Genomic DNA, 22,790 nt, shown 5'->3' with positions numbered 1-22,790 from the left:
GGGTCATTCGCTGGCGGGCTTCCACGTCGAGGCCTTCGCCCGGCTCCACCCGGAGCGGACGGCCGTGACCCGGGAGCGGACCGACTCCAGCAGCGCGCGGGTGAGTTCGCGGACGGCCGGCGCCTCGCCGCGCGGCCGGCCCGGGCCGCCGGGTTCGTCGTACGCCGAGAGATAGGGGCGACCGCCGCGGATGGCCAGCGCGTGGCCGGGCGGCACCTGCTGCACGCCGAGGTACGGGGTGCCGGTGCCGAGCGCCTCCGGGGACTCGGGGCAGGCGAGCCGGGCGGCCAGGTGGCCGGTGTCGAGCGGGGCGCCGACCAGGTCGGCGAGCGGGAGGGCGGCGGTCGCGTACGCGGTGCCGCCGGCCCAGGGGGTGTGGAAGACGGGCTGGGCGCCGGCCAGGTCGGTGAGCAGCACGGTGGAGCGGGTGCCGGTGCGCAGGACGACGGTGTAGCTGCCGGGCCAGGCGGTGAGGTGGCGGACGGCGCCGCCCCGGGCGGCGGCGAGGCCGGCGGCCAGTTCGGCGTCGGAGGCGCCGCAGTGGCCGAGGACGGCGAGCCGGGTGGTGGCGGGGGTGTCCTCGACGGGGTCGGGACCGGCCGGGCCGGTGGTGACGGTGGCGGGGGCGCCGGGGCGGAGGGTGGCGAGCCGGATCTCCTCGGGGCGCCAGTCGCCGACCGCCCAGAGCGGGCTGGGGCCGGCCCACAGGGGGCGCGCGGCGATGGGCGCCACTGTGCCGGGCGCTTCGTGCGCCGGAGCGCCCGCCCGGGGCGCGCCCGTGCTCCAGCCCGTCAGCCACCGCATCGCGCCTCCACCGGACGAGGACCTCCGCCGCACGGCGCGTCCGCCCCCGGGGGCAGCCCCGGCCGGCCCGTGGCGCGCCGCGGCGGCCGCCACCGCGGATCCGGCGTGCCGTCAGGAGACATCGTGCCACCGGTCGCCGGTCCCGTGACCGGAGTTGGCGTTTCCGGTCGGTGTTCACCGGCCGGGTGCCGGGGCGCGTACGGGGCGCGGGCGCGGGCTCCGGCCGGGCGGCCCGGGCCTCCCCCTCCCTGGCCCGGACCGCCCCTGCCCACGCCTTGTCATGGCCATCGCGCAATGGCCGAAAGGCGTCGTTCGGCCCGGGAGGGCATCCGCATGCCCTCCCGGACTCCGCCGCCGTCCGCGGGGATTGAGACGGCGGCATCCCCCGGCCCGCCGGGTCCTCGACGGCGGGCCGACCCACGACCACCAGCGAATCGCCCACCAGCCGGTCGGGCCAGGGGGCACGGCCGGGCGCACATCGACACGGGACCGGAGCACAACGCTCCGGCGCGCGGCCGGACGCACCCGCCGCGGCCGGTTCCGAGCGGTCCGGACCAACTCCGCCCGGGCGGCCGCCGTCCGGCACCGGGTGCGCGATCCCGCCATCCGGAATGCGGCCTCTTAACCCTCGGAACGCGTCCGACTACTCTAGGTACAGCAGCCACGGCCCGGTGCCGCCCGGGCCCCGCGCACAAGGCCGCAGGAGGTGCCGCCGCCACCATGACCGTCAGCCCACGAGGACCGAACGAACGGCTCGGCACGCTCCTGACCCTCGCCCAGATCAGCAACGCCGGCCTGGCCCGCCGGGTCAACGACCTCGGCGCCCAGCGCGGACTGACGCTGCGCTACGACAAGACCTCGGTGGCCCGCTGGGTCAGCAAGGGCATGGTCCCGCAGGGCCCCGTCCCGCACCTGATCGCCACCGCGATCGGCGGCAAGCTCGGCCGGCCGGTGCCGCTGGAGGAGATCGGCCTCGGCGACACCGACCCGGCGCCCGAACTCGGCCTGGCCTTCCCGCGCGAGGTCTCCGAGGCGGTCCGCTCGGCCACCGACCTCTGGCGGGTCGACCTCGACCTGCGGCGCGGCCCCGGCGGCGGCCGCTGGAGCGACAGCCTGGCCGGCACCTTCTCGGTCGCCGCGTACGCGACCCCCGTCTCCCGCTGGCTGATCACCCCGGCGGACGGCTCGGTGGCCCGCGAGGCGCCGCGCACGCCCGCCGACCCGGGCTCGTACCGGGTCGGCCACTCGGACGCCGCGAAGCTGCGCGAGGCGGCCCAGGAGGCCCGCCGCTGGGACTCCAAGTACGGCGGCGGGGACTGGCGTTCGTCGATGGTGCCGGAGTGCCTGCGGGTGGAGGCGGCGCCGCTGCTGCTCGCCTCGTACAGCGACGCCGTCGGCCGGGCGCTGTTCGGCGCGACGGCCGAACTCACCCGGCTCGCCGGGTGGATGGCCTTCGACACCGGCCAGCACGAGGCCGCCCAGCGCTACTACATCCAGGCCCTGCGGCTGGCCCGGGCCGCCGCCGACGTGCCGCTCGGCGGCTACGTGCTGGCCTCGATGAGCCTGCAGTCCGGCTACCGCGGCTTCGCCGAGGAGGCGGTGGACCTCGCCCAGGCCGCCCTGGAGCGCAACCGGGGGCTGGCCACCGCCCGCACCATGAGCTTCTTCCACCTGGTCGAGGCCCGGGCCCAGGCCAAGGCCCGCAACGCGGCGGCGTGCGCAACGGCGCTCGGGGCCGCGGAGAGCGCACTCGAACGGGCCCGCGCCGGGGATCCCGACCCGGCGTGGATCGACTTCTACGCCTACGACCGGCTCGCCGCCGACGCCGCCGAGTGCTTCCGCGACCTCGGCGTGCCCTCCAAGGTCCGCCAGTTCACCCGGGAGGCACTGGCCCGGCCGACCGAGGGCTTCGTCCGCTCGCACGGGCTGCGGCTGGTGGTCTCGGCGATGGCCGAGGCCGAGGCGGGCAACCTGGACGCGGCGGTGGCGGCCGGCGAACGGGCCGTCGAGGTGGCCGGGCGGATCTCCTCCCAGCGCAGCCGCGAGTACGTGGTGGAGATGCTCCGCCGCCTCGAACCGTTCCAGGGTGAACGCCGCGTACGGGAGTTGACGGAACGCGCCCGTGCGGTGATCGTCGCCCCGGCGTGAGCGGAACTCCCCGACGGTAATTCGGATGCACCGGCGCGAGAGGCCTGGCTATCGTCTCTCTCGTCCAGGTGCGCAGGCAGGGGTTACTTCCACTCTTAATGGGCGTGTCGCGGGTTCGAGTCCCGTCACCGGCTTTCGGGCCGGTGTAGCTCAGTCGGTAGAGCAGCTATGTCACCCCAGCCGCTCCAGAACTCTGGACACCCATTCGTGAATAGGTTTTCCGCACCTCCCGGTGCGACGGCAGCGGTTACTTCGTGGAGTGCCCCCCAGCGGGGTGCGGTGAATCGGACAACAACACCGCCGCCACCTTGATCTCGGGAGGCAGAGCGCCGGGGTGCCCGGTGCGCAGGCGGGGGTTACTTCGGATCTTGAGGTTCCGGGTTCGAATCCCGGCCGGTCCGTACGCGAGTACGGCCGGTAGCTCAATCGGGTAGAGCACAAGGCATACACCTCCGCCGACGTCGGCCGCCGGGCCGGCACGATCTCGGGCACCCCTCTCTCCGCCATGCCTCCTGCGCGTTTCCATCCGGTCAGCAGGGGGATTCCAGCATGTCGCGTTTCAACGTCCGCAAGGCCACACCCACACCGGGTCCGGGCTCGCCCGTGACCACCACCGGGCAGCGCACGGCCAACCACAACGGCGGCACCGGCCACCTGCGGCACGCGAAGTCGGAACTCTTCCTGCTGGCCGTCGCCAACCTCGTCGGCCAGGACACCTTCTACGAGACCGGCGGCGCCCGCGACGACCGCTACACCGCGCTGGTGCGCCGACTCGCCGTCTCCGACCCGGAGTGGACCCTCGGCCTGCTGCGCTGGCTGCGCTCCGACGCCCACCTGCGGACCGCCGCGCTGGTCGGCGCCGCCGAGTTCACCCGGGCCCGGCTGGACGCCGGCGCGCCCGGCTTCTCCCGGCAGGCCGTCGACGCGGTACTGCAGCGCGCGGACGAACCCGGCGAGCTGCTCGCCTACTGGACGTCGCGGTACGGCCGCGCGCTGCCGAAGCCGGTCAAGCGCGGCGTCGCGGACGCCGTCCGGCGGCTCTACCACGGCCGCTCGCTGCTCAAGTACGACACCGCGGCCAGGGGTTACCGCTTCGGTGACGTGCTGGAGCTGACCCACCCCGCGCCCGACCCGGCCAAGCCGTGGCAGGGCGAGCTGTTCCGCTACGCGCTGGACCGGCGGCACCGGCCGGAGGAGGCCGTCCCGCCGGCCTCGGACGCGCTGCTCACCGCCAACCGCGAGCTGCTCGCGCTGCCGGTCGAGGAGCGCCGGGCCGCGGTGACCGCGGAGGGCGGCGCCGAGCGGCTGGCCGCGGCCGGGCTGACCTGGGAGGCGCTGGCCGGCTGGCTGCAGGGCCCGCTGGACGCGGCCGTCTGGGAGGCGGTCATCCCCTCGATGGGGCCGATGGCACTGGTCCGCAACCTGCGCAACTTCGACCGGGCCGGGGTCTCGGACGAGGTCGCGGCCGCGGTCGCCCGGCGGATCGGCGACAAGGGCGAGGTGCTCCGCTCCCGCCAGTTCCCGTTCCGCTACCTCGCCGCGTACCGGCACGCGCCGTCGCTGCGCTGGGGGCACGCGCTGGAGACCGCACTCTCCCACTCGCTCGCCAACGTCCCCGCGCTGCCCGGCCGCACGCTGATCCTGGTGGACCGCTCGGGCTCGATGTTCGACCGGCCGAGCGTGCAGACCCTGCTCAACCGGGCCGACTCGGCGGCGATCTTCGGCACGGCGCTGAAGGTCCGGGCCGCCCACGCGGACCTGGTCGAGTTCGGCACCACCAGCCGGGTCGTGGCGGTGGCGAAGGGCGAGCCGGTGCTGCGGGTGCTGGAACGCTTCACCGACCTCGGCGGCACCGACACCGCCGCCGCCGTCCGCAGCCACTACCGCGGCCACGACCGGGTGGTCATCGTCACCGACGAGCAGACCGGCCCCGGCCACTGGAACGGCGACCCGCTCGCCGCCGTCCCGTCCGGGGTGCCCGTCTACACCTGGAACCTGGCCGGCTACGCGACCGGCCACGGTCCCAGCGGCGCGGCCGGCCGGCACACCTTCGGCGGCCTGGGCGACGCGGCCTTCCGGCTCATCCCGCTGCTGGAATCCGGGCGCGACGCGACCTGGCCGTGGCTGGAGCGGCCGGGGCGCTGAGGCACCCTCGACCGGCACCGCCCGCCGTGGCAGCATCGGCGGCGGGCGGGCGGGCCGGTCGAGGCGAGGAGCGGGCAGTGGCGTACGACGTCGACGTGCTGGTGGTGGGCGGGGGCATCGTCGGGCTCTCCACGGCGTACGCGCTGACCCGGGAACGGCCGGGGCTGCGGCTCGCCGTGCTGGAGAAGGAAGCCGGCTTCGCGGCGCACCAGACCGGCCGCAACAGCGGCGTCATCCACAGCGGCGTCTACTACCGGCCGGGCTCGCTCAAGGCCCGCTACGCCGTCGCGGGCGCGGCGGAGATGGTCGGCTTCTGCCACAGCCACGACATCCCGTACGAGGTGACCGGCAAGCTGATCGTGGCCACCGACCCGGCCGAACTCCCCCGGCTGCACGCGCTGGCCGAGCGCGGCCGGGAGAACGGCATACCGGTCACCGAGCTGGACCGGGCCGGCATCAGGGGGTACGAGCCGGAGGTCACCGGCATCGCCGGGCTGCACATCGGCACCACCGGCATCTGCGACTTCCCCGCCGTGGCCGGCGCCTACGCGCGGCTGGCCCGCGAGGCCGGCGCCGAGCTGCGGACCGGCACCGAGCTGCGGGCGGTCGCCCGCCGGGCCGACGGCGTGACGGTGCAGACCTCGGCCGGCGAACTGCGCTGCCGGGTGCTGGTGAACTGCGCGGGCCTGCACAGCGACCGGATCGCCCGGCTGGCCGGCGACGACCCCGGCGTGCGGATCGTGCCCTTCCGCGGGGAGTACTACGAACTCGCCAAGGACCGGCGGGAGCTGGTGCGCGGCCTGGTCTACCCGGTGCCCGACCCGGCGTTCCCGTTCCTCGGCGTCCACCTGACCCGGGGCATCCACGGCGACGTGCACGTCGGGCCGAACGCGGTGCCGGCGCTGGCCCGCGAGGGCTACGACTGGCGCACCGTCCGCCCGCGCGACCTGGCCGGCACGATCGCCTTCCCCGGCACCTGGCAGATCGCCCGCCGCCACTGGCGGTACGAGCTCGGCGAGCTGCACCGCTCGCTCTCCAAGCGGGCGTTCACCACCGCCGTCCGGCGGCTGCTGCCGGCCGTCACCGCGGAGGACCTCGTCCCGGCCACGGCCGGGGTGCGGGCCCAGGCGGTGGCCCGGGACGGCGCCCTGCTGGACGACTTCGCCTTCGCCGGCTTCGACCCGGACGACCCGCGCTCCACCCGCCGCCTGGTGCACGTGCTGAACGCGCCCTCCCCGGCGGCCACCGCCTCGCTGCCGATCGGCCGCGAGGTGGCCCGCCGGGCACTGGCCGCGCTGGAGGCGGGCGGGTGAGCAGCGGGCGCGCGAGGGGCGGACGGGTGAGCAGCGGGGGCGGGTGAGCAGTGCGCCGCCCGCCCCGCGTCGCGTGCGTCACAGGCCCTGCGGCCCGCACCGCACGGCCCCGTAGACTCGGGTGATTGTGACTGCCACCGCCCCGATCCCCCAGCAATCGCCGTCCGCCCGGCTCTCCGCCGCGCCGGCCGGCTACCCCGCGCCGATGTACCCGCACCGGGCCACCGAGGCCCAGCACAGCGAGCGGCGCATCCGCAGCTTCCAGCCGCGCCGGGGCCGGATGACCAACGCCCAGGCGGGCGCGCTGGACCGGGGCTGGGAGACGTACGGCATCGCGATCGACGGCAGCCCGCTCGACCTGGGCGAGCTCTTCGGCGGCCTCCCGGTCACCCTGGAGATCGGCTTCGGCATGGGCGAGACCACCGCCGCGATGGCCGCCGCCGACCCGGCCACGGGCATCCTCGCCGCCGACGTCCACACCCCCGGCCACGGCAACCTGCTCGGGATGCTGGAGCGGGACGGCTCGCAGAACGTCCGGCTCGCCGCCGGCGACGCCGTGATCCTGCTGCGCGACATGCTCCCCGACGCCTCGCTGGCCGGTCTGCGGGTCTACTTCGCCGACCCGTGGCCCAAGCCCAAGCACCACAAGCGCCGACTGGTCCAGCCGTCCTTCCTGGACCTGGTGCTGCCCCGGCTCGCCCCCGGCGCCCTGGTGCACTGCGCCACCGACTGGGAGCCGTACGCCGAGCAGATGCTGGAGGTGCTCTCCGCCTCGCCCGAGCTGGAGAACCTGCACCCCGGGGGTGACGGCACCGGCTGGCTGGAGCCCGCCGACCACCCGGACGGCAGCATCCCCGGCTACGCACCGCGCCCGGACTGGCGGCCGGTCACCAAGTTCGAACGGGCCGGCCTCGCCAAGGGCCACGTGGTGCACGACCTGCTGTTCCGCCGCCGCTGAGCCGGCGCCGGGTGTTCGACCCGGCGCCCGCTCCCGCCCCGCCCGGCCCGCGAGCACCGGATCCGTACGGGGGGATTCGTCCCGGGTCCTCCCGGCGGGCCGCCGCCGTGGCCTACCCTGTGCCGGGTGAGCAGCCCGTCCGACGGCGGGTACCGGACCACCGTCCAGGCCGCCGCCGACGCCCGAGAGATGCCCACGCGCACCGCCGGCACCCGCACCATTCCGGGGCCCCGGGAGCGCCGGGCCCACCGGACCGTGCCCGGGCCGCCAGTCCCGGCCGCGACCGCGGCCGCCGGACCCCGGCTGCCGCGGCCCGCCCGCTCGGTCGCGCTCTCCTCGGTCACCGCGACCGCCGTGCTCGCACTGGCCGCCTGCGGCGTGCTGATCCTGCATCTGGTGCGCCGCCAGACCGGGACCACCGGGCTGCTGGTCGGCCTCGGCCTGGCGATGATCCCGCTGCCCTTCGTGCTCGGCGGCCTCGCCTGGCTCAACCTGACCGCCCGGGTACCGCTGCGGCACACCGTGTTCTGCCTCGGCTGGGGCGCCTTCGCGGCGACCACCGCCGCGATCCTCGCCAACGGCTGGACCAGCAGCTACCTGACCGCCCACCAGGGCACCCTGGGCGAGACGCTGGGCGCCGACCTGGTCACCCCGGTGATCGAGGAGAGCGCCAAGGGCGCCGCCCTGCTCGTCCTGCTGCTCCCGCTCGGCCAACGGCTCCGCTGCCGCGGCCACCGCACCGACCGCCCCTGCGCGACCGTGCTGCGCCGGCTGCCCGGCCCCCGGCAGCCGCGCCCGTACGACCGGCGGCCGGCCCTGCCGCACGCCCGCGGGCGGCTGCGGCCCTACCTGCGCCCGCTGCCCTACCTGCGCCCCTACCCGCTGAGCCACGACCGGCCGCGCGCCCGGGCCCGCCCGCGCACGCTGGCGGCCGGGGTCGTCCTCGGCGGGATCACCGCCTGCGGCTTCGCCTTCACCGAGAACGCCCTCTACCTGGGGCGCGCGTTCACCGACGACCAGCAGCAGCGGCTGGACAGCATCGGCCTCGGCGAGGCGCCCAGCCTGCGCGACTTCGACAGCACCGTGCAGACCTTCGTCCTGCGCGGCCTGCTCTCCCCCTTCGCGCACCCGCTGTTCACCGCGCTGACCGGACTCGGCCTGGCCGTCACCCTCACCACCGGCCGCCGCTGGCTGGCCCGGCTGGCCGCACCGGCCGGGCTGCTGCTCGCGATGGCCCTGCACGGCACCTGGAACGCCGCGGCCGACCTCGGCACGCACGGCTTCCTGCTGGTCTACGCGCTGCTGATGGTGCCCTGCTTCGGCGCGCTGCTCTGCTTCGCCGTCTGGGCCAGGGCGCGGACGGCGCGGCATGCCGGGCGCCGTCCGAAGGCGCCGGCGCACGCCCCCTCACGCACCCCTTCGCACGCCCCGTGAGGAACGGATTTCCCATCCGCGCGACTTCCCCGTATTGTTGTGTTCACCGACGCGGGGTGGAGCAGCTCGGTAGCTCGCTGGGCTCATAACCCAGAGGTCGCAGGTTCAAATCCTGTCCCCGCTACTCAGTAGCCGAAAGGCCCGGAGGATTCGTCCTCCGGGCCTTTCGCATGTCCGGCCGCAGGTCCGGGCCGCGGTCGCCGTCAGGTACGGGCCGGGTGCGGGCCGCAACAGTCCCGCTACGAAGCGGTAACGCCCACCGGTTTCGAAGATCGGACAATCGGCGCTTCACCCATACTCAGGGTGACATTCACCCGTTCGGATGCGCCCCGGCGCATCGAGTAAGGAAGCTCCCATGCTCTCGAAGCGCGTTGCCACCACTGCCGCGATCTGCCTGCTCCTGGCAGCGGGCACGGCCGCCTGCGGCGACAACAAGGGCAGCGACAAGTCCGCCGCCGCTTCCGTCCCGAAGCTCGACACCGACAAGCTGAGCGCCCAGGAGATCGAGAAGCAGGCGAAGGACGCCCTGGCCGGCGCCGCCTCCGTCAAGATCGCCGGCAACATGGTCACCGAGGACGGCAAGACCGCCATCAACCTGTCGCTCGACACCAAGGGCCAGTGCACCGGCTCGATGGGCGTGCCCGGCATGGGCAGCTTCGAGATCATCAGCGACGGCAAGACCTCCTACATCAAGCCGGACAAGGAGTTCTGGAAGGCCTTCGGCGGCCCGAAGGGCGAGCAGGCCGGCGAGCTGTTCAAGGGCCGCTACCTGACCGGCTTCGACAACGACCCGCAGATGAAGGCCCTGTCCTCGGTCTGCAACCTCGCCGAGTTCAGCAAGAAGATCACCGAGGACGACGGCAGCAAGAGCGACGTCAAGAAGGGCGCCGCGGCCAACGTCAACGGCGTGAAGACCTTCACCCTGACCACGACCGACGACAAGGGCGAGCAGTCGACCATCCACGTCGCCACCGAGGGCAAGTTCTACCCGGTCCGGATCGAGAAGGCCGCCGGCACCGGCAAGGAGAGCGGCCAGATCGACTTCACCGACTACGACAAGCCGCTGACCGTGCAGGCCCCGTCGGCCGACAACGTCATCGACTTCGCCAAGTTCAAGCAGCAGCTCCAGGGCGCCTGACCCGGCGGGGCGACGGTCGCGGTTAAATCCGTTGCCCTCCTTCGGGAGACCTGCCTACAGTGGCCGCACACTGAAAGGAGGTGATCCTGAATTGAGTTCCATCAGGATGCGTGAGGTGGCTGCTCGCTAGAGCGCCCCTGCCTGCGCAGGGCGAGACCCCTGGTCTCCGGCAGGCGAAATCCCAAGCAGTCACCCGGCCCGTGGGCTCACCGGTACATCCCCGGTGCCTCGGCGCCCGGCCCCGCACAGGGCCGGCGCGGAGGAGCAGCCCACGGGCCGTCTGCGTTCCCGGCGGCGCCGGACGGCGTTCCGGCCGCCCGGCCACGGCGCTAGAGTCGGCCCGGATTCCGTAGCGGGACGGGTACAGGGGGTACGCGATGGCGGGGACGGGCCGACGGGCCGGGGGCGGGGAGGCCGTACGCGCGGTGCAGCGCGGTGCGGCCTGGGCGCTGCCCGGGGTGGGGGTGCTCGGGCTGCTGCTGTTCTCGCTCGGCCGGGAGCGGGCCTGGCAGGCGCTGGGCGGCGGCCTGGTGGTGGCCGCGGCCGCGGTGGTGCTGGGCGGCGCGCTCGGGTTCCTGTTCGGGGTGCCGCGGGTGCGGGGTGCCGGCGCCGGCGCCGGCGGTGAGCCGCACGGCTCGTACGCGCCGAACACCAATCTGGAGCAGGTCTCGGACTGGCTGACCAAGGTGCTGCTCGGCGTCGGGCTGACCCAGCTCGGGTCGCTCGGCGACCGGCTGCACCGGCTCGGGTCGGCGCTGGCACCCGCGCTGGGCGGCGGCGAAGGCGCGGAGCCGTTCGCGGCGGCGCTGGTCCTGTACTTCCTGGTGTCCGGTTTCCTGGCCGGCTGGCTGGTGACCCGGCTGATGCTGCCGCAGGTGCTCTCCGACGCGGACCAGGCGCTGGACCTCTTCCTGGCCGGCCAGGACCGGGACCGCAAGGGCGACAAGGTGGGTGCGGACGACCTGCGGGTGCGGGCGATGCAGCACCTGGGCCTGCTCGGCGGCAGCGTGGACCGCCCGGAGCAGCTGGCCGGCCAGCTGCCGCCGAGCGCAGCGGCCGGGCCGGAGAGCGTGGTGGCCGAGGTCCGTTCGACGGCGCGGCGGTCGGCGCTCACCGCGGACCAGGTGCGCGAGCTGTTCGCGGACGGCTCCGAGGGCCGGCGGATCCAGGCGCTGGCCCTGATGCAGGGCGACCCGGCGCTGGCCGACCTCGCCAGCGTGGTGGAGGCGATCGAGCAGCCGCGCTCGGGCTTCGAGCAGTACCACGCGCTGCTGGCCGCCCGCGGCCTGCTCTCCCGGTTGCCGGCCGCCGAGGCGCAGCGGCTGCGCGGGGCGGTGGCCGGCCGGCTGATGGCGCCGGACGGCATCCCGTACGGCTCGGACCGGAGCTGGCTGGCGGAGAAGATCCTCTCCAGCCTGGACACGACGGCCGTCCCGCCGCAGGCGGCTCTCCCCCAGCAGTCGGACCTCACCCAGCAGCCCGGCCTCCCCCGGCAGCCCGGTCCGGCCGACGGGCCCCGGCAGGACGCCTGAGCTCCGCCCGGGGCTCCGCGGCGGCCCGCCGGCGGTGGTCGGCGCGGCGCAGGACCAGGACGCGGCGGGGGCGGTCGGCGCCGGTGGGCGCGACACGGCGGACCTCGCTGGCGATCCACCGCTCGCCGAGGGCGTGCCGGAGCGCGTCGAGGTGGGGGCAGCGGCGGCCCGTGCCGTCGTTCAGGGGGTGGACCCGCACCTCGCCGTCGGGGGCGGTGACCCGGACCAGTTCGGTGAGCGCGGCCAGCTGCCGGTCGGGGCCGAACAGTTCGGGGTAGGCGAAGATCAGGTACCCGCTGAGGGTGAGGGCGAAGGTGCCGTCGGCGAACGGGAGCCGGGGCAGCGCGGCGGCCACGTACTGCTGCGGATGGGCCGCGGCGTCGGCGGTGAACAGCCGGCGGGCCCGGTCCCAGCTGCGCAGGTAGTGGTCGCCGGGGTGGCGGCGGGGAGCGGGGTGGAGGTCGGGCCGGGCGGCCATCGCGGCGGCCATCGTCTCCCGGGCGGCGAGGGCCCGGGCCGCGACCTCGGGGGCGGGCCGGGCGTACGCGGGGTCGGTGGCGATCACGTGGCAGCCCAGTTCGCGGGCCTCGGCGGCGAGGCCGGCCGCGCCGCCGGGGCAGTCGAGCAGCGGCCCGGGGAGGGCGGCGAGCCCGGCCCGGGTCAGGCCGAAGAGCCTGCAGTACTCGTCCAGCGGGCGGGAGGTGACGAGGACGCCGGCCTGCTCCGCCGCGGAGCGGGCCGGGGTGGCCCGGGCGACGGGGGTGGCCCGGGCGACGGGGGTGGCCCGGGCGACGGGGGCGGCACCGGCGGTGGGGGCTGCCATCCGGCCATCGGAACACGGGCCGGCCCCGCCCGCATCCGGGGCGTCCGGGTGCGGGCGGGACCGGGCGGTGGGGAGGCGCCGCCGGTCAGCGGCCGAGCAGGCCCCGGACGGCGAGCCGGTTGACGTTGGTCAGACCGCGCACCAGCTGCGGGGTGAGGAAGACGAAGAACAGCCCGACCAGCGACATCCCGGCGATCTGCAGCGGCGACTCGACGTAGTAGGCGTGCTGGACGCCGTGCCCGTCGGTGTAGTCGAACACCCGGTAGCCCGGCCAGTCGGTGTAGGTCGGGAAGACCCAGTGGTAGACGGGGTAGAGCGCGAACGACCAGCCGAGCAGCAGGAAGACCAGCGACAGCGAGAAGCTCAGCACCGCCCAGGGGAACATCAGCACCTGGTACAGCACGGCCTTCCAGCCGGCCGCGTCCGCCAGCCGGGCGGTGATCCCGCCCCAGGTCCCGGGCCGCTCCACCCGGACCGGCGCCGGGCCGGGCACGTCCAGCGCCAGCATGCTGCGGGTCCGGGAGCGCTCCAGCCGGCCGAAGCCGCGGGCGCCGGCGGTGAGCGCGGCCAGCACCGGCAGGCCGAGGACGGTGACGCCGGTGCCGAGGCCGAGGCTGAACAGCGGGACGGCGAAGGCGAAGCCCGCGAGGGCGACCGGCAGCCCGGTGAGCGTGAAGCCCAGCTCCCGGTAGAAGTAGGAGGAGAACGGCGCCCGCCAGGCGTACGGCGGCTCCTGGGTACGGAGAGCGCCCTCGTGGCGGTCGTACGCGTCGCGCTGCATGCTCTGGCTGGTGCTGCTCATTGGCCGGGCCTCGGTCCTCAGGTCTGCGGCGGGTGCCGGTCGGGCGGGTGTCACCAGGCTGTCAAAGGCACGGGCCGGCGGACATCCGGTTCCCCGGCGGACCGGGGGTGGGGTTAACCCCCCTGTCCGGCCCCGGCCCGCCACTCGTCGGCGAGCAGCGAGTACTGGAAGGAGTCGTGCCAGGTGCCGCCCCGGTACACGTCGTGCCGCACCCGGCCCTCGCGCTGGAAGCCGGCCCGGGTGAGCACCCGGGCGGAGGCCGTGTTCGCCACGTCCGCCAGGGCGGCCAGCCGGTGCAGGCCGAGCGGGCCGAACGCGAAGTCGCAGAGCAGCGCGGTGACCTCGCCCGCGTAGCCGTTGCCCCAGGTGTCGGGGCGCAGCGCGTAGCCGAGGGCGGCGGAGCGCCGGCCGCCGAGGGTGAGGGCGGCGTTGCCGATCGGGGTGGCGTCGGCGGGGTCGTCCGCGTCGGCGCGCCGGGTGACGGCGAGCCGGTAGACCGTCCGTTCCTCCTGGAGCGCCTCCTCCAGGTACTGCGCGATCTGGTCCGCGCAGTGCTCCCGGTCGTGCGGTTCGAAGGGCAGGTAGCGGGTGGCCTCCGGGTCGCCGAAGATCGCGTGCAGCGCGTCGACGTCGCCCGGGGTGTGCTGGAACTCGCGGATGGCCAGGCGGGGGCCGGTGAGTCGGACGGGGACCATGTCAGCCGACCCTACCCGGGCTTTGCGGTTACCGTACGTGACATGAACGATGAAGACCTGCGGCTCGCCCCGCGCACCAAGGCCGCCGAACTGCTCGCCTGGGCGGAGGCCGAGGGCCGCCCGCCGGTGGCCGCGGAGCCGCTGCGGGCGGTGCTGGCGCTGCTGGAGCTGGGCGAGGGCAGGATGCACGAGGGCTGGCCGGAGCTGACCTCGGACGCGGTGGAGCAGCTGCTGGTCGAGCGGCTCCACCTGTACGTGCAGCCCGCGCCGGAGCAGGACCCGCTGGCGTACGGCGAGGCGGTGCGGCTGCTGGTGGACCACCAGCGGGCGGCGAAGCGGCTGAACGCCAAGCGGCAGGAGCGGCTGCACGCCGAGGCCGAGTGGCAGGGCGAGGTGGCGGCCGGGCTGCTGCGCCGGGCCGATCTGGTGACCTGGCCCCGGCTGTACGCGCTGCTGCTGCACGCGCACGGCGTGGACGTGGCGGACGGGGCGGCGGTGCGGGAGTGGCTGGCGGCGTTCCGGGAGCTGTCCGGGGAGGAGCGCCGGGCCGCGTACGAGGCGATGGCCGGGGCGGGGTGGCTGGACGAGCTGGACGAGGAGGGCTGGGGTCCGGCCCGGATGCTGAGCGTCGGGATGGCCACCGACGGGGCCCGGCGGCTGCTGGAGCAGGGGCTGATGCGGCGCAGTTACCGCAACCTGGCGGAGCTGACGGCGCTGGGCCGGCCGATGCCGGAGGAGCTGGCCGGGGACTTCGGGGCGTTCGAGGAGGCGGCGGCCGAGGCGGCGCTGGACCTGCTCGGTGCGTGGACGCTGCCGGGGCTGCCGCGGCTGCTGGTGGCGGAGTTCCCGGACCTGGCGCCGGAGCCGGGGCAGGAGGAGATCGACGCGTACCTGGCGCAGCTGCCGGCGGAGTGAGCGTGGCGGGCCCCGGCCGCCGGGGCCCCTCGCGGGGGGCGGCGGCCGGGGCTCCACGGGCTGTCAGGGGGTGATGCCGCGCTGCTCGAACCAGGTCTCCGGGTCGACCGGGGCGCCGCCGCCGGGGCGGACCTCCAGGTGCAGGTGCGGGCCGGTGACGTTGCCGGTGGCGCCGACCTTGCCGAGCTGCTGGCCGGGGACGACGCTGCCGGAGCCCTTGATGATCGAGGAGAGGTGGCAGTACCAGATCTCGGTGCCGTCGGGCAGCGTCTCGACGATCCGGTAGCCGTAGGAGCCGGCCCAGCCGGCCGAGGTGACGGTGCCCTGGCCGACCGCGTACACCGGGGTGCCGGTGTCGGCGGCGAAGTCGAGGCCGGTGTGCAGGTGGGCCCAGTAGGAGGCGCTCTGGCCGTAGTGGGCGGAGAGGTTGTAGTCGCGCACCGGCAGGTTGATCGCGGCGAGCTTGGCCTTCTCGGCCTCCTCGGCGGCGTGCTTGGCCTCCTGCTGCTGGGCGGCGCGCTTGGCCTCGGCCTCCTTGGCGGCCTGCACGCGGGCGGTCTCCTCGGCGGCGGTGCGCTGGCTGTCGGCCTGCTGCTGGATCCGGGCGGCGAGGGCGAGGCCGGGGTCGGCGGAGAGGGCGACCGGCGTCTCGTCCGGGGCCTCGACGGCGGGTGCGGCGGCCGGGGTCGCGGAGGCGAAGCCGGTGGCGCCGAGGGTGGCCGCGACGGCGGTGACGCCGAGCAGCGGTGCGGTCCCGCGGGTCTGACGCGGCATCCGGTGCCGGTTGGCCTCGGCGGTCTGCGGGGCGGCCTCGTCGGCGGCCCCGCCGTACTCGCCCGGGTGGGCCGGCGGCCACGGGTTGTCGAGCAGCTGGGTGCCGGCGGTGGAGCCGGGCAGGTGTGCCGGAGAGTGCGTCGACGCCACGGAGGCGCGCTCCTTTCCTTCCTTCGCGCCTACCGGGTTAGCTGACGGGTTCGGAGCAGGAAGGTCTCCTACGGCTGGGCCTGGGCCCGGCCGATTCACCCCAAGGAACGTGGTTCCCCGGCTCCCTGGCCTGCCCGGAGGCCGGCCGGCGGGATTAGGCGACGGCGCACGGTGCCGTCTGGGTACGGCGTTGAGGACCGCGCTGCGTTATCAAACGTTAATCCTAGGAGCCCCTGATTCCAAGCCGTCCGCGTGGGACGACCGGGGCCAGCTCGGACCTTACGCCACTCGATGGGCGTTTTGGGGCGATTGACTCCAACTGACACTACCGAACGTGATAGGAGGTCAACGAACGACCCCGTTTCTGAGTACTCCTACTCATGTGCGGCCCGGCCGGCGCGGCCCATCCTGGCGCCATGAACGCACCGATGCAGTCACGCACCACGGCCGCGTACTTCGTCCAGGCCGTGCTCTCCTTCGCGCTCTCGGGCACCGCCCTCGCGGTCGGGATCGCCTACCTCCCGGTGGGCGGCTGGACCCGGGCCTTCCTCGGGCTCGGCCTGCTCTACACCGTCACCTCCTCGTTCACCCTGGCCAAGGTGATCCGCGACCGGCAGGAGACCACCGAGATCGTCACCCGGGTGGACCAGGCCCGGCTGGAGAAGCTGCTGACCGAGCACGACCCGTTCAAGGTGGACGGGGTCTGACCGGCACCCACCGGCGCCCCGAATTCGGATTCTGCCGATAGCTTGACGGCTAAGGCTATTAGCCTTAGCTTTATGGGTGTCGGCAGCACCGCCGACGCCCGAGCCCCGGCGGACCCAGGAGGCCCCCATGTCCGGCATCACCGCCCCCACCACCCAGTACCTGGACGTCACCGGCGGTCGGCTCGCCTACGACGACACCGAGAAGGGCGAGGGCCTCCCGGTCGTCCTGGTCCCGGGGATGCTGGACAGCCGGGCCGCCTACCGGCACCTCCGCCCGCTGCTGACCGCGGCCGGCCACCGGGTGATCACCATGGACCTGCGCGGCTTCGGCGAGTCCTCGATCGTCTGGGACGACTACTCGCCCGCCGCCATCGCCACCGACGTCCTCGCCCTGCTCGACCACCTCGGCATCGAGCGCGCCGTCCTGGCCGGCAACTCGTACACCGGCGCCACCGTGGTCAAGGTCGCCGGGGACGCCCCCGAGCGGGTCGCCGGGATCGTCCTGCTGGACGCCTTCGTCGAGAACCTGCCGCCGAACGCCCTGCAGCGCGCGATGTTCGCCGCGATGGGCGCGCTGCTGGTGCACTCGCCCGCGTTCTGGGGCCTCTACCACCGCAGGATGGCCTACCCGACCGCCAAGCCGGCCGACTTCGACGCGTACGTGGACGGACTGGTCGCCGCGATGCGCACGCCGGGCCGCAGGACCGCGACCCGCGGCTACGTCCGCGGCGACTCCGCGCCCACCGGCTGGACCGCGGCCGTGCGCTGCCCGGCCCTGGTCGTGATGGGCAGCAAGGACCCCGACTTCCCCAAGCCGGAGCTGGTCGCCGACCGGCAGGCCGCCGCGCTGCGGGCCCGCAAGGTGATGATCGAGGGCGCGGGCCACTACCCGATGGCCGACCACCCGCAGGCCACCGCCGACGCCCTGCTGCCGTTCCTCGCCGAGCTGGCCTGACCGCCCGTCCTGCCGCCGTCCCCGCCCCCGCAACCACGGAGAACCGCCCCATGCCCCGCGTAGGACTCACCCCCGAGCAGGTCGTCGGCCACGCCCTCGCCCTCATCGACGAGCAGGGCCCCGAGGCCCTCACCCTGGCCGCCGTCGCCGCGCGGGCCGGGGTGGCCACCCCCTCGCTGTACAAGCACGTGAGCGGCGGACTGGCCGAGCTGCGCCGGCTGGTCGCCGTCCGGGTCACCGAGGAGCTGGCCGACCGGCTCGCCGAGGCCGCCGTCGGCCGCGGCGGGGACGACGCCGTCGCCGCCGTGCTGCGCGCCTACCACGGCTACGCCACCGAGTACCCGCACCGCTACAACGCGCTCCCCCAGGCCCCGCAGCCGGACGACGAGCTCACCCGGGCGGCGACGCGGCTGGTCGGCGTGATCATCGCGGTGCTGCGCGGGTACGGCCTCGACGGGTCGGAGGCGATCCACGCCGCCCGCGCCGTCCGCTCGGTGGCGCACGGCTTCGCCTCGCTCTCCATCGGCGGCGCGTTCCGGCTCGCGGAGGACCTCGGCGACACCCAGGACCGGCTGATCGCCGTCCTCACCCACGGCCTGCGCGACTGGCCGAAGAGCCCCTGACCGGCCCGGACATGCGGAAGGGCCCGGAGCGTGATCGCTCCGGGCCCTTCGACGCGGTGGGCCTAACAGGACTTGAACCTGTGGCCTCTTCCTTATCAGGGAAGCGCTCTAACCGTCTGAGCTATAGGCCCGCGCCGACAGCACAGTCTACTCGACCGCGGGACCAGGTCCTGCCCGCGGCCGGCCGGCCCCCCGGGGACCGGTGCGACGCATGGGCCGCCGTTCGACGCCCGGAGAAATAAGGTATTAAGAATTGAGTGTCCGATAAGACACCGCCGGAGGATCCCATGGACCTGTCCTCGCCGTGGCTTCCCCCCTCCGAGGACGAGAGCCGGACGCCGCGCAGCAGCCCCACCGCGCGCAGCGCCATGCGCTGCGTCCGCTTACTGCTCGCCTGCACCAGCGCCGCCGAACTCCTCGGCACCGTCCTCGCCGAGGGCCCGGGCTGGATCACCGGCGAGGGATCCGCGCTCTACCTGCTCGACCCCGCCGGCATGCTCCGGCTCACCGCCTCGCACGGCCTGCCCGACTGGGCGCACGAGCGCTACGGCGTGGTCGACCCGGCCGGCGACCTCCCCGCCGCGATGGCGCTCCGGCTGCGCCGCCCCTACCTGCTCAGCCCCGAGCGCACCAGCGCCGACTACCCCAACCACAACACCGGGATGGGCACCGGCATGGTCGCCGTCATCGCCCTGCCGATGATCGTCGACGAGCAGCCCACCGGAGTGCTGGCCCTCGCCCTCGCCCACCGGGGCACCGTCCCGCGCCGCGACCTGGACGTCCTGGAGACGCTCGCCGACGCCTGCGCCCACCGGCTCGCCCACCTGCTGGACCACGCGCACGCCGAGGCCCGGGTGCCCCGGGGCGTCCGGCCCGGCCCCGGTGCCGGGACGGCGGGGGGCGACCAGGACGGGGCCGCCGGACTGGCCCACCCGATGCTCTCGCTCGCCGTCCGCTCCGCCGGGCACGGCGCCTTCGAACGCGACCTGGTCACCGGCGAGACCTACTGGGACGCCCAGGCCTACCGGGTGGTGGGCCGGCCGCAGCCCGCCGAGGGTGCCCCGGCCGGCCCGCCCGACCTGGACCGGCTCGTCCACCCCGAGGACCTGCCGGACGTCCAGGCCGCGCTGGCCGAGGCCCTCGCCACCGGCGGCCCGTACCGGATCAGGTACCGGGTGCTGCGGCAGGGCGGCGGCGTGGTGCGGATCGAGGAGACCGGCGAGGTGATGCTGGACGTGCACCGGCGGCCGGTCCGGATCGCCGGGCTGCTCGCCGACCGGGACCGCGCCCGAACCGCCGGGGAACGCCCGCCCGCCGACGCGCCGGACGACGCCACGGCGGCAGCCGGGGCCCGCTCGGCGCTGCTGCTGGCGCTCACCCGGGCGCTGTCCCGCGCGATCACCGTCCGGGACGTCACCACCGCGGTGACCGACATCGCCCGCCCGGCGTTCGGCGCCGCCGGCATCGTGCTCGACCTGGTGGACGAGGGCCGGCTGCTGCCCGTCGCGCACACCGTCTACGGCGGACCGCGCCGCACCGAGCTGACCCGGCTGGCCGACCTCTCCGAGGGCGTGATGCAGCGCTCGCTGGCCCGCTCGGCCCCGCTGTTCAGCGAACCGGGCGGCACCGGCGGGCGCGGCGACGGGAACGGACCGCTCGCCCCGGCCGCCTGGGCGGTGCTGCCGCTGGTCGCCTCGGGGCGGCAGGTCGGCTCCTGCCTGATCACCTTCGCCACCGAGCGGGTCTTCGGCCGCGAGGACCGCACCCTCTACTCGGCGTTCGCCGGCGTCCTGGCGCAGTCCCTGGAGCGCGCCCGGCTGTACGACACCCACCACCACCGGGCCACCGAGCTGCAGCGCGCGATGCTGCCGCGCACCCTGCCGCGGCTGCCCGGGATCGCCAGCGCCGCCCGTTACCTGCCCAGCACCGAGGGCATGCAGATCGGCGGCGACTGGTACGACCTGCTCCGGCTGCCGGACGGGAGGATCGGCCTGGTGATCGGCGACGTCCAGGGCCACAACGCCGAGGCCACCGCGGTGATGGGCCAGCTGCGCAGCGCCCTGCGGGCGTACGCCACCGACGGGCACGACCCGGCGGCCACGCTGGCCCGCACCGGCCGGCTGCTCTCCGGGCTGGACACCGACCTCTTCGCCACCTGCCTCTACCTCACCCTGGACCCGGCCGACGGCACCCTGCGGGCGGCCCGGGCCGGGCACCCGCCGCCGGTGCGGATCACCGCCGGGGCCAGGGCCGTCGAGCTGGACCTGCCGGGCGGCCCGCCGCTGGGCGTGGACCCGGGGGTGCCGTACGAGCTGTCGGCCGGCCGCCTGGAGGCCGGCGAGACGCTGCTGGTGTACACGGACGGGCTGGTCGAGGACCGCACGGAGGACTACGACGAGTCGGTGCAGCGGATGCTGGGCGGGCTGGAGCTCTGGGCCCGGCAGGCCGGCCCGGTCCGGATCGGCCCCGGGCCGGCCCTGGAGCGGCTGGCCGATCTGCTCACCCTCAACGTGACCGAGCGCCGTTCGCGCCCGGACGACGTGGCGCTCCTGCTGCTGCACCGGGTGGCGGCGGCGCGGTAGCGCCCGGGGGCGGGCGGCAGAAGGGCCGGTCGGGGCCGAAGGACGTCTGATTGACGCCGTATTGACGGGATATTGACGAGATCCGGTCACATGGCGAGATCCGTTCACCCCTTCGTAGGATCATCACCCTAGAATTCGCCGCGTGACGATGACTCAGTGGTGCGCAACGGCGGCCGGCCTGTTCGCCGCCCTCGCCCTCGTGGCCGCCGCCCGCTACCGCGCGGTCTCCGCCACCCAGCGCCGTCGCAACAACCGGCAGCAGCGCGAACTCGCCCGGCTGAGGGACCAGCTCGACGCCGAACTGGCCCGCCGCGGCAGCGAACTGGCCGCCGTCCAGCAGGAGCAGGAACTCAACGCCTCCACCCAGCGGGCCTTCCTCAGCGTGGCCCGCCGGATCCTCGTCATGGCACACGACCAACAGGCCCTGCTGGACGAGATGGAGCGCACCCACGACGACCCGGCCCTGCTGGAGGGCCTGCTCAAGGCGGACCACGCCGCCGCCCAACAGGCCCGCCTCGCCCAGACCCTGGCCGTCCTGTGCGGCGCCCGGGCCGGGCGGCACTGGCCCGAACCGGTCTCGCTGGAGGACGTGGTGCGCGGCGCCCAGTCGCGCATCCTGCCCTTCCAGCGGGTGGTGGTCCGCAGCCGGATCGAGACCGCCGTGGTCGGCGCCGCCGCCGAGGCGCTGATCCACGCCGTGGCCGAACTGCTGGACAACGCCACCCGCTACTCCCCGCCCAGCACCCAGGTGTTCGTCACCCTGATGCCCGTGCACAACGGCGCCGTCGTCGAGATCGACGACGGCGGCGTCGGCATGCCCGAGCAGGCGGTCGCCAAGGCCGCCTCCGCACTGGCCGGCGGCTCCGCACTGGAGGTCTCCCGCCTCGGCGAGGTACCGCAGTTGGGCCTCGCGGCGGTCGGCCGGCTCGCCGAGCAGTACGGCTTCCGGGTCACCCTCAGCTCCGCGCCCTCACCGTACGGCGGGGTGCGGGTCGTGGTGCTGCTGCCGAACGCGCTGCTCACCGAACCGCTCCCGCCGACCGTCCCGGGGCTCGGACTCGACGACCCGGCGTTCACCCCCCTCCCCCACCGGGCCGCGGGCCCGCTGCACCCGGCCGCCCCCGCCACCGGCCACCTCCCCGGCTCCGGGTACCCGCCGGACGCCGGGCACCCCCTGGTGGAGACCCCGCCGACCGACCGACCCCCCGCGGCCGGCCCCGCCGCCCCGCCGCCGCTGCCCCGCCGGAGCCACCGGCGCGACCGCACCCACCGCCGCACCGCGCCGGCCGCGACCACGCCGGCGCCCCCGCTCCACCGCTCGGCGCAGGACGCCCAGGCGTTCATGGCGATGTTCCAGGCCGGGACCGCCAACGGCCGTTCGGCCGCCCGGGCCCGGGCCCAGATCCGCACCCGGGCCCAGGCCCAGGTACCGGCGCACCACGACCCTTCCCAGCCCGCTTCCCCCCAGCTTCCCCAGCGCTCCGGAGAGTTCCATGACCACCACCCCTGACCTCGGCTGGCTGCTCGCCGACATCGTCTCCGTCCCCGAGGTCCGGCACGCCGTCGTCGTGTCCAACGACGGGCTGGAGATCGGCCGCAGCGCGGGCATCGTGCGCGAGGACGCCGAGCGGCTCGCCGCCGCATGCTCCGGCCTGCAGTCGCTGGCCCGCGGCGTCGCCCAGGGTTTCGGCGGCCAGAACAGCGCGACCCGCCAGATCATCATCGAGTACGGCGGCGGCTACCTCTTCATCGTCGCCGCCGGGGCCGGCGCCCACCTCGCCGTGGTGACCGGCGAGGCCGTCGACGCCGGCCTGGTCGCCTACCAGATGCAGGTCCTGGTCGAGCGGATCGGCACCCACCTCACCAGCCCGCCGCGCGTCGACCACGCGGCGGGGGGCCGGCGGTGAGCGGGCCGGTCCGGCCCTATGTGATCTCCGGCGGCCGCAGCCGGCCCACCCGGGCCGCGCTCGCGGTCGAGAGCCTGGTCAGCGCGTTACCGGACCGGCCCGAACTACCCGAGGACGTGCTGCTCAACCGCGAGCACCAGCGGATCCTGGACCTCTGCCGCAGCCTGCTGTCGATCGCCGAGGTGGCGGCCCACCTGGGGCTGCCGCTCGGCATCGTCAAGGTGCTGGTCGGCGACCTCTGGGACCTCGGCGCCGTCCAGGTGCTCCCGCCCGTCCCGCAGGCCGAACGCCTGCCCGCAACCCTCCTGGAAGAGGTGCTCGTTGGCCTCCGCCAACTCCGCTGAAGCCCCCGCCGGCGCGGCCGCCGCCGGAGCCCCCGGCGAGC

The 22,790-nt window shown here is 75.3% G+C and carries 19 protein-coding genes, 2 tRNA genes, 1 pseudogene and 1 riboswitch; of the genes and pseudogenes, 16 read left to right on the top strand and 6 right to left on the bottom strand.

From position 1 onward, the window contains the following. Positions 1–54 precede the first annotated feature (54 nt). Positions 55–804: pseudogene (locus ABZ885_RS01030) on the bottom strand (asparagine synthase); the annotation flags it as partial. Between the two features lie 720 nt (positions 805–1,524). On the opposite strand from ABZ885_RS01030, the gene ABZ885_RS01025 reads away from it, so the two are divergent. The 8 genes from ABZ885_RS01025 (at position 1,525) to ABZ885_RS00990 (ending at position 11,472) form a co-directional block, all read left to right on the top strand. Continuing rightward, the gene (locus ABZ885_RS01025; protein WP_360181646.1) at positions 1,525–2,952 is read left to right on the top strand and encodes an MFS transporter; all 1,428 of its coding nucleotides are present in this window, start codon (positions 1,525–1,527) and stop codon (positions 2,950–2,952) included. Positions 2,953–3,501: 549 nt separating this feature from the next. After that, on the top strand, positions 3,502–5,097 hold the full coding sequence (locus tag ABZ885_RS01020) for a TROVE domain-containing protein (RefSeq protein WP_360181643.1): 1,596 nt from the start codon (positions 3,502–3,504) through the stop codon (positions 5,095–5,097). 77 nt (positions 5,098–5,174) lie between these two features. Beyond that, positions 5,175–6,410, top strand: a complete 1,236-nt coding sequence (gene lhgO, locus ABZ885_RS01015; protein ID WP_360181640.1) for an L-2-hydroxyglutarate oxidase — start codon at positions 5,175–5,177, stop codon at positions 6,408–6,410. A 127-nt stretch (positions 6,411–6,537) separates the two neighbouring features. Then, positions 6,538–7,368, top strand: a complete 831-nt coding sequence (gene trmB, locus ABZ885_RS01010) for a tRNA (guanosine(46)-N7)-methyltransferase TrmB (protein WP_360181637.1) — start codon at positions 6,538–6,540, stop codon at positions 7,366–7,368. Positions 7,369–7,494: 126 nt separating this feature from the next. Next, positions 7,495–8,802, top strand: a complete 1,308-nt coding sequence (locus ABZ885_RS01005; protein WP_360181634.1) for a PrsW family intramembrane metalloprotease — start codon at positions 7,495–7,497, stop codon at positions 8,800–8,802. Positions 8,803–8,852: 50 nt separating this feature from the next. After that, positions 8,853–8,926: transfer RNA gene (locus ABZ885_RS01000), tRNA-Met, on the top strand. 231 nt (positions 8,927–9,157) lie between these two features. Beyond that, the gene (locus tag ABZ885_RS00995; RefSeq protein WP_360181631.1) at positions 9,158–9,940 is read left to right on the top strand and encodes a hypothetical protein; all 783 of its coding nucleotides are present in this window, start codon (positions 9,158–9,160) and stop codon (positions 9,938–9,940) included. Positions 9,941–10,317: 377 nt separating this feature from the next. Then, a complete protein-coding gene (locus ABZ885_RS00990) occupies positions 10,318–11,472 on the top strand; it encodes a hypothetical protein (RefSeq protein WP_360181628.1) in 1,155 nt (384 codons plus the stop codon). Here ABZ885_RS00990 and ABZ885_RS00985 read toward each other — a convergent pair. From ABZ885_RS00985 to ABZ885_RS00975, 3 genes are all read right to left on the bottom strand, one after another. Further along, positions 11,408–12,295: a hypothetical protein gene (locus tag ABZ885_RS00985; protein ID WP_360181625.1), complete on the bottom strand. Its 888-nt coding sequence runs from the start codon at positions 12,293–12,295 to the stop codon at positions 11,408–11,410. The two genes, ABZ885_RS00990 and ABZ885_RS00985, sit on opposite strands and share 65 nt — an antisense overlap. 85 nt (positions 12,296–12,380) lie before the next feature. Further along, a complete protein-coding gene (locus ABZ885_RS00980; RefSeq protein ID WP_360181622.1) occupies positions 12,381–13,097 on the bottom strand; it encodes a sensor domain-containing protein in 717 nt (238 codons plus the stop codon). Positions 13,098–13,210: 113 nt separating this feature from the next. Beyond that, a complete protein-coding gene (locus ABZ885_RS00975; RefSeq protein WP_360181619.1) occupies positions 13,211–13,792 on the bottom strand; it encodes a GNAT family protein in 582 nt (193 codons plus the stop codon). A gap of 42 nt (positions 13,793–13,834) precedes the next feature. Between ABZ885_RS00975 and ABZ885_RS00970 the strand changes: the two genes are divergently transcribed. Beyond that, a complete protein-coding gene (locus tag ABZ885_RS00970; RefSeq protein ID WP_360181616.1) occupies positions 13,835–14,707 on the top strand; it encodes a hypothetical protein in 873 nt (290 codons plus the stop codon). Between the two features lie 63 nt (positions 14,708–14,770). On the opposite strand, the gene ABZ885_RS00965 is transcribed toward ABZ885_RS00970, so the two are convergent. Further along, positions 14,771–15,631, bottom strand: coding sequence for a M23 family metallopeptidase (locus tag ABZ885_RS00965; protein WP_360181613.1), 861 nt, complete (start codon positions 15,629–15,631; stop codon positions 14,771–14,773). Positions 15,632–15,643: 12 nt separating this feature from the next. Continuing rightward, positions 15,644–15,802, bottom strand: a riboswitch (cyclic di-AMP (ydaO/yuaA leader). Between the two features lie 245 nt (positions 15,803–16,047). Here ABZ885_RS00965 and ABZ885_RS00960 point away from each other — a divergent pair. The 3 genes from ABZ885_RS00960 (at position 16,048) to ABZ885_RS00950 (ending at position 17,916) form a co-directional block, all read left to right on the top strand. After that, positions 16,048–16,338 (top strand): YiaA/YiaB family inner membrane protein, encoded by a 291-nt coding sequence (locus tag ABZ885_RS00960; RefSeq protein ID WP_360181610.1) that lies wholly within the window; start codon positions 16,048–16,050, stop codon positions 16,336–16,338. 127 nt (positions 16,339–16,465) lie between these two features. Further along, a complete protein-coding gene (locus ABZ885_RS00955) occupies positions 16,466–17,293 on the top strand; it encodes an alpha/beta hydrolase (RefSeq protein ID WP_360181607.1) in 828 nt (275 codons plus the stop codon). Between the two features lie 50 nt (positions 17,294–17,343). Next, positions 17,344–17,916 (top strand): TetR-like C-terminal domain-containing protein, encoded by a 573-nt coding sequence (locus tag ABZ885_RS00950; RefSeq protein ID WP_360181604.1) that lies wholly within the window; start codon positions 17,344–17,346, stop codon positions 17,914–17,916. A 57-nt stretch (positions 17,917–17,973) separates the two neighbouring features. Here the strand turns inward: ABZ885_RS00950 and ABZ885_RS00945 are convergent. Continuing rightward, positions 17,974–18,047, bottom strand: a tRNA-Ile gene (locus ABZ885_RS00945). Positions 18,048–18,203: 156 nt separating this feature from the next. Between ABZ885_RS00945 and ABZ885_RS00940 the strand changes: the two genes are divergently transcribed. From ABZ885_RS00940 to ABZ885_RS00925, 4 genes are all read left to right on the top strand, one after another. After that, positions 18,204–20,498 carry a SpoIIE family protein phosphatase gene (locus tag ABZ885_RS00940; protein WP_360181601.1) on the top strand — a complete coding sequence of 765 codons (2,295 nt, stop codon included), beginning with the start codon at positions 18,204–18,206 and terminating at the stop codon, positions 20,496–20,498. A gap of 148 nt (positions 20,499–20,646) precedes the next feature. After that, positions 20,647–22,008: a sensor histidine kinase gene (locus ABZ885_RS00935; protein ID WP_360181652.1), complete on the top strand. Its 1,362-nt coding sequence runs from the start codon at positions 20,647–20,649 to the stop codon at positions 22,006–22,008. After that, positions 21,992–22,405 (top strand): roadblock/LC7 domain-containing protein, encoded by a 414-nt coding sequence (locus ABZ885_RS00930; RefSeq protein WP_360181598.1) that lies wholly within the window; start codon positions 21,992–21,994, stop codon positions 22,403–22,405. Before ABZ885_RS00935 ends, ABZ885_RS00930 begins: the two co-directional genes overlap by 17 nt. Continuing rightward, positions 22,402–22,749 carry a DUF742 domain-containing protein gene (locus ABZ885_RS00925; protein ID WP_360181595.1) on the top strand — a complete coding sequence of 116 codons (348 nt, stop codon included), beginning with the start codon at positions 22,402–22,404 and terminating at the stop codon, positions 22,747–22,749. Before ABZ885_RS00930 ends, ABZ885_RS00925 begins: the two co-directional genes overlap by 4 nt. Positions 22,750–22,790 lie beyond the last annotated feature (41 nt).

The organism is Kitasatospora sp. NPDC047058 (assembly GCF_040643935.1).
Lineage (GTDB): Bacteria > Actinomycetota > Actinomycetes > Streptomycetales > Streptomycetaceae > Kitasatospora.
The sequence above is the reverse complement of the archived record's forward strand: the minus strand, read 5'-3'. Positions and strand labels throughout refer to the sequence as shown.